The organism is Novosphingobium album (ex Liu et al. 2023) (assembly GCF_029076845.1).
Lineage (GTDB): Bacteria > Pseudomonadota > Alphaproteobacteria > Sphingomonadales > Sphingomonadaceae > Novosphingobium.
The window spans coordinates 160,992-167,500 of sequence record NZ_JARESE010000050.1 but is presented as its reverse complement, the minus strand read 5'-3'; the positions used below and the strand labels follow the sequence as shown (position 1 = coordinate 167,500).

General features: G+C 68.5%; 5 protein-coding genes. All 5 read left to right on the top strand.

Annotation, left to right across the window (positions count from 1 at the left end; genetic code table 11):
- Positions 1–88: 88 nt before the first annotated feature.
- Positions 89–1,120 (top strand): glycosyltransferase, encoded by a 1,032-nt coding sequence (locus tag PYV00_RS15810; RefSeq protein ID WP_342803818.1) that lies wholly within the window; start codon positions 89–91, stop codon positions 1,118–1,120.
- Positions 1,121–1,182: 62 nt separating this feature from the next.
- Positions 1,183–2,652 carry an oligosaccharide flippase family protein gene (locus PYV00_RS15805; RefSeq protein WP_275229266.1) on the top strand — a complete coding sequence of 490 codons (1,470 nt, stop codon included), beginning with the start codon at positions 1,183–1,185 and terminating at the stop codon, positions 2,650–2,652.
- A gap of 20 nt (positions 2,653–2,672) precedes the next feature.
- A complete protein-coding gene (locus tag PYV00_RS15800) occupies positions 2,673–3,587 on the top strand; it encodes a beta-1,6-N-acetylglucosaminyltransferase (RefSeq protein ID WP_275229265.1) in 915 nt (304 codons plus the stop codon).
- A gap of 47 nt (positions 3,588–3,634) precedes the next feature.
- The gene (locus PYV00_RS15795; RefSeq protein ID WP_275229264.1) at positions 3,635–4,558 is read left to right on the top strand and encodes a retroviral-like aspartic protease family protein; all 924 of its coding nucleotides are present in this window, start codon (positions 3,635–3,637) and stop codon (positions 4,556–4,558) included.
- 91 nt (positions 4,559–4,649) lie between these two features.
- Positions 4,650–6,470: an ABCB family ABC transporter ATP-binding protein/permease gene (locus tag PYV00_RS15790; protein ID WP_275229263.1), complete on the top strand. Its 1,821-nt coding sequence runs from the start codon at positions 4,650–4,652 to the stop codon at positions 6,468–6,470.
- Positions 6,471–6,509 lie beyond the last annotated feature (39 nt).

Sequence of the window (6,509 nt, the reverse complement as noted above, 5' to 3'; positions counted from 1 at the left end):
ATCCCGGCGGTCGAATCGCGCCTGCCCGCGGGGCCCCGGGATCATGGTTTGTTTACCCTGTTCGCGTAGGGCCCAAGGCTCGGGACGTATGACGAAAACCCTAGGAAATCCGGGACAAAACGCAGGCATGACGATACCGGCGATCAGCGTTGCAATGAGCGTCTACAATGGCGAGCGCTTCCTTGCCGAATCCATCGAGAGCGTGCTCGCGCAGGGATTCGGCGATTTCGAATTCCTGATTCTCGATGATGGCTCGCGCGATGCCACCCCGGACATCGTGCACCACTATGCGGATCGCGATTCCCGCATCCGCCCGATCATCCGCGAGAACCGTGGCCTGATCGCCAGCCTCAACGAGATGCTGGCCCGCGCCCGCGCGCCGATCATCGCGCGCATGGACGCGGACGACATCTGCCGGCCGCAGCGCTTCGAGAAGCAGATCGCCTTCCTGGCCGATCATCCCGACTACGGCGTGGTCGGCACCTGGACCGAGGACATCGACGAGGCCGGCGCCCCCTATTCGCTTTCGGGCAACGATCACCCGACCAGCCACGAAGGCTTCCTTCGCGCGATCGAGACCGGATCGCCACTGATCTGCCATCCCGCCGCGATGTTCCGGCGCGAGGTCGTGCGGTCGGTCGGCGATTATCACGCCGCCTTCCGCCACTGCGAGGACTACGACCTGTGGCTGCGCCTCGCGAGCGTGACCAAGCTGTGCAGCATTCCCGAACGGCTGATGCGCTACCGCCATTACGAAAACCAGGTTTCCAGCCGGCACGCCACCGAACAGCAGATCGGCGCCGCCGTTTCCTACCTTGCCTATCGCGAGCGCCTTGCCGGGCGCCCGGACCCGACCGCGAATCTGGAGCGGCTGCCCCCCATCGACGAGCTCGACGCGCTGTTCGGCCGCGAGGGCATCGCCCGCCAAGTGCGCGCCAGAGTCGCGCCCGGCCTGCTCTATTCGCGTGCCAGCCTGCGCGATGACGGTTTCGACCTGCTCTGCCGCTATCTGCGCGAGGGCGGGCGGCGCGACGGGATGTGGCGCGTCGTCGCCCGGCTCGTGCGCTTCGGCGAGCCGGTGCGCGCGGCGCGGCTGGCCGCCACGCTGGCCATGGGCTGAACCGCATGGACACGTCCCCACCGCCGCCCGAAGCGCCCCGGCCACCCGCTGAGGAGACGGCGATGAGCGTGCGCGGCGCGGCGGTCTGGGCCATGGTGGCGCAATACGCCTCCTTCGCCATCCAGTTCGCCAGCTCGGTGATCATCTCGCGCTTCTTCATGGCGCCGGCGGAAGTCGGGCTGTTCTCGATCGCGCTGGCGGCGGCGCTGCTGGTCGCGATCCTGCAGGACTTCGGGCTGTCACGCTATATCTCCGGGCTCGCCGAGCTGGATCGGGACGAAGTGCGCCGCTGCAGTTCGGTGGCGCTGCTGTTCTCGCTCGCCATCGCGGCCGCCATCGCCGCGCTCGCCTGGCCGATGGCCGCGACCTACCGGCAGCCAGATCTCGGCCCGATCCTCGCGATCATCGCGGCGAGCTATCTGTTCCTGCCGCTTTCGGTCGTGCCGATGGCGCTGATGGCCCGGACCATGCAGTTCCACCGGCTTGCCGCCGTCAATGTCGGCGCGGCGGCGATCCAGGCCGGCGTCGCGCTGACGCTCGCCGCGCTGGGCTTTTCGTCCTTCGCGCTGGCCTGGGCCACGGTTGCGGCGGGCATCGGGCGCGGCCTGATCGCGCAGGCGCTGCGCCCCGCCCCGCCCTGGCCGCTGCGCTTCGACAGCCTGCGCGAAGTGCTGAGCTTCGGCACGCGTTCCAGCGTGCTCTATCTGTCCGGCGCGCTCGGCACGCGCACGCCGGACCTCATCGTCGGCAAGCTGCTGACGCTGACCGCCGTCGGCCTCTACAGCCGCGCCACGAGCCTTTCCGACCAGTTCCGCCAATTGATCTCGGGCGCCATCGGCAGCGTGATGTATCCCGCCTTCGCGCGTATGCGGGACCGGGGCGAGCCGCTCGGCCCCGCTTACCTGCGGGTCTGCGCCGGCTATTCGGCGGTGATCTGGCCGGGGATGACCGGGCTGGCGCTGGCGTCAGAGCCGATCGTGCGGCTGCTCTATGGCGAGCTGTGGATGGGCGTGGCGCCGCTGCTGGCGATGATCGCGCTTACCGAGCTGATGCTCGTCGCGCTGCCGCTGGTGATCGACTTGCCGATCCTGCTGGGCAAGCTCAACCGGCTGCTGGCGCTCAACCTGGTCGATACGCTGCTGTCGATATCGCTGCTCGCGATCGGCTGCCTGTGGGGCGTCGAAGGCGCGGCGGCTTCGCGGCTGATCTACGGCGCGGCGTGGCTGTGCCTCTATGCGCGCTTCATCCACCGCCTCGTCGGCTTCGACGCGCGGGCGCTGCTGGCGATCTATGCGCGCAGCGGCGCGGCCACGCTGGTGGCGGTAACGCCGCTGGCGCTGGCCTATCTCTTCTGGATGCCGCCCGCGACGATCACGTTTCCCGTACTCCTGGTCGCGGTGGCGCTGGGCGTGGCCGGCTGGTTCGCGACGCTGTTCATCGTCCGCCACCCGGCGCTCGACGACTTGCTGGGGCTCGCCGCCTCGCTGCCGGTGATACGCGTCATCGGCCGGCGGCTGGCCGCGCTGCACTGACCGGGGCCCGGGCGATGCGGATGGCCTACCTGATCCTGGCGCACGAGAACGCAGCGCAGCTGGACGCGCTGCTGTCCGTGCTGGTGCCGCCGGCATCGCCCGACGTGGCCATCGTCCATGCCGACAAGCGATCGGCGCTGTGGCAGGCGCTGCGCCGGCGGCCGGCCGATCCGTCCGGGCGCGTGCGCGTGATCGCCGATCCGGTCGCGGTGCGCTGGGGCCACATGAGCCAGGTGGAGGCGATCGCCCGGCTGGTGCGCGATGCCGCCGGCACCGGCTGCGACTATGCCCACCTGATCAGCGGGGCGGACTGGCCCGCCGTGACGCGCGCCGACCTGGCAGCGCAGCTCGCCAGCAGCGGCGGGCTCTGCCATGTCGAGGCCATCCCCGGCCATCACGAGGAGCGGATGGAAACGTTCCGCTTCGATACGCCCTGGCTGCGGCTCGATCCCCGGCGCGATGCCCGCGCCTATGCGGTGACGTGGGAGCTGCGCCGCCTGGCCCGCTGGCTCGATGCGGCACGCGCGGCGATCGGCGCGCGCCGATCGCTGCCTTACGGGCGCTGGCACTACGGCTCGCAATGGTGGTCGCTGCCGGCCGACGCGCTGGCGCTGCTGGCGCGCGAGTTGCCGCGCCTCCTGGCCTCGACGCGGCTGTGGGGCACGGTCTGTTCGGACGAGCACGTCGTGCCCACGATCATCGCCCAGGCCTTTCCGGCAAGGCTGGCCGGCCACCGCCGCTTCATCCGTTTCCCACCCGGCCAGTCGAGCCCGCGCCTGCTCGATGCGGGCGACCGCCACGCCATCGCCGAGAGCGAGGCCTGGTTCATCCGCAAGGTCGCGACCGCGCACGATCCTTTCTTCCTGACCATGCCGGCGGCAATAACCCTGCCCGAACCGATCTCGGTTCGTGACGAAAGCATCTTCAGGGTGTAATCTGCGCTCTCCCCCGGCCACGATGCCACGTGGGAGGGAGAGAACCGATGTCGGGAATTGCCGCAGCGCTTGCCTTGCTGATCGCCGACCCCGTGATTCTGGGCGCCGATCAGGTGCCGCTGACCGGGGAAAGCGAGCCGCAGGACATCATCCAGACGCGCGACGACGGGCACGAACGGATGACCGTTCCCGTCGCGGTCGAAGGCAGCGGACCATACCGTTTCCTGATCGACACCGGATCGCAGCGCACCATCGTCTCGAGCGCGCTGGCCAGCAATCTCAAGCTGGCGCCCGGGCCGACCGTGCGGGTGATCGGCATCGCCGGATCGGACCATGTCGCCACCGCGCAAGTCGGGCAGATGGCCTTTGGCGAACAGACGCTGTTCGGCCTCACCGTGCCGCTGCTGGAAGACCAGCACATGGGCGCTGACGGCATCGTCGGCACCGACAGCCTGCAGGACCGGCGCGTGCTGCTCGATTTCGCGCGCGATACCATCGCCATCGGCGATGCCAGGACGCTGGGCGGCAATCGCGGCTATGAGATCGTGGTGCGCGCGCGGCGCAAGTCGGGCCAGCTCATCATGACCGACGCGATGATCGACGGGGTCCGCACCAACGTGGTGATCGATACCGGCGCCAGCGTCACGGTGGCCAACCGGGCCTTGCAGCGCGCGCTGCGCGAGAAGCGGTTCGGGCAGGCGACGCTGGCCAGCGTCACCGGCCAGACGCTGGTGGCCGACGTCGGCTTCGCGCGCGAGCTGCGGATCGCCGGTCTCAACATCAACAACATCCTGCTGGCCTTCGCCGATACCCCCGCTTTCGCCCAGCTCGATCTGGAAAAGCGCCCCGCGATCTTCCTGGGGATGCGCGAACTGCGCGCGTTCAACCGCGTCGCGATCGATTTCGATACGCGCCGGGTGATGTTCGACGTCGAGAAATCGACGCCGAGAATACCGCCCCTGGATTTCTGACGGATAAGACGCGCGCCCGAAATCCGGCCTGGGACGCATGGCCGCGCCGGCCTGCCTTTCGCTTTTCCGCGCGCGGCTTACATTAAGGGCCATGCCACCCGAAACCGTCGCCCCCAATCCGAACGCCCGCCATGACGGCTGGCACACGGTCGCCCGCTTCCTGCCCTACCTCTGGCCGGCCGACAACGCGGGGCTGCGCGCGCGAGTCGCCATATCGGTCGGGCTGATCCTGGCGGCCAAGGGCATCACGCTGGCCCTGCCTTTTTTCTACAAGCGCGCGGTCGATACGATGACCGTGGGCGGCGGGCCGGTGCTCACCGTCGCGCTGGCCTTCGTGCTGGCCTATGCGCTGGGCCGCTTCGCCTCGGTGCTGTTCGAGAACCTGCGCAACATCGTGTTCGAGCGAGTCGGGCAGGAAGCGACGCGCGCGCTGGCCGAGGACGTGTTCGGCCGGCTGCACCAGCTCAGCCTGCGCTTCCACCTGGGCCGCCGCACCGGCGAAGTGACCAAGGTGGTCGAACGCGGAACCAAGAGCATCGACGTGATGCTCTATTTCCTGCTGTTCAACCTGGCGCCCACGGTGATCGAGCTGATCGCGGTGGCGGTGATCTTCTATTTCCACTTCGGCCTGGGGCTGGTCGTCGCCACGGCCGTTTCCGTGATCGCCTATGCCGCGATCACGCGCTGGATCACCGAATGGCGTTCCAAGCTGCGCGAGAAGATGAACCGGCTCGACGGGCAGGCGCTGTCGCGCGCGGTCGATTCGCTGCTCAATTACGAGACGGTGAAATACTTCAACGCCGAATCGCGCGAGATCGCGCGCTATTCGCAAGCGACCAGCGCCTATGCCAAGGCGGCGGTGACGTCGGAGAACTCGCTGGGCCTGCTCAACATCGCGCAGGCGGTGATCGTCAACCTGCTGATGGCGGGCGCGATGGGCTATACCGTGTGGGGCTGGTCGCAAGGGCGGATGAGCGTGGGCGATCTCGTCTTCGTCAACACGTACCTGACGCAGCTTTTCCGCCCGCTTGACATGCTGGGCACCGTCTATCGCACGATCCGGCAAGGGCTGATCGACATGGCCGAGATGTTCCGGCTGATGGATACCGATGTCGAAGTGAGGGATGCGCCCGGCGCCCCCGCGCTCGTCATCGCGCGGCCGAGCGTCGCCTTCGAGGACGTGGTGTTCGGCTATGAGCCGGACCGCACGATCCTGCACGGCCTGTCGTTCGAAGTGCCGGCGGGGCAGCATTTCGCCATTGTCGGCCCGTCGGGCGCGGGCAAGTCCACCATCGCGCGGCTGCTGTTCCGCTTCTACGATCCGCAATCCGGCCGCATCCTGATCGACGGGCAGGATATCCGCGCGGTGACGCAAGCCTCGCTGCGCGCGCAGATCGGCATCGTCCCGCAGGACTCGGTACTGTTCAACGAATCGATCGGCTACAACATCGCCTATGGCCGCGACTGCGCGAGCGCGGCCGATGTCGAGGCGGCCGCGCAGGGTGCCGCGCTGATGGGGCTGATCGAGCGCTTGCCGCAAGGCTTCGATACCGAAGTGGGCGAACGCGGCCTGAAGCTTTCGGGCGGCGAGAAGCAGCGCGTCGCCATCGCGCGCACGCTGGTCAAGAACCCGCCGATCCTGCTGCTCGACGAAGCGACCAGCGCGCTCGACACCCGCACCGAGCAGGACATCCTGGCCACGCTGCACCGTGTTTCGGCCAACCGCACCAGCATCTCGATCGCGCACCGGCTCTCCACCGTGGCGGACGCCGATCGCATCCTGGTCCTGCAGGATGGCCGGCTTGCCGAAAGCGGCAGCCATGCCGCGCTGCTGCGCCGCGATGGACTTTATGCCGAAATGTGGGCACGGCAGGCAGCGGACGCGGAAGAACTCGGCGAAGCGGCCGAATAAGGGCCCAAGCTCGGGCCAGAGCGCCGGATAAAGGTAAAA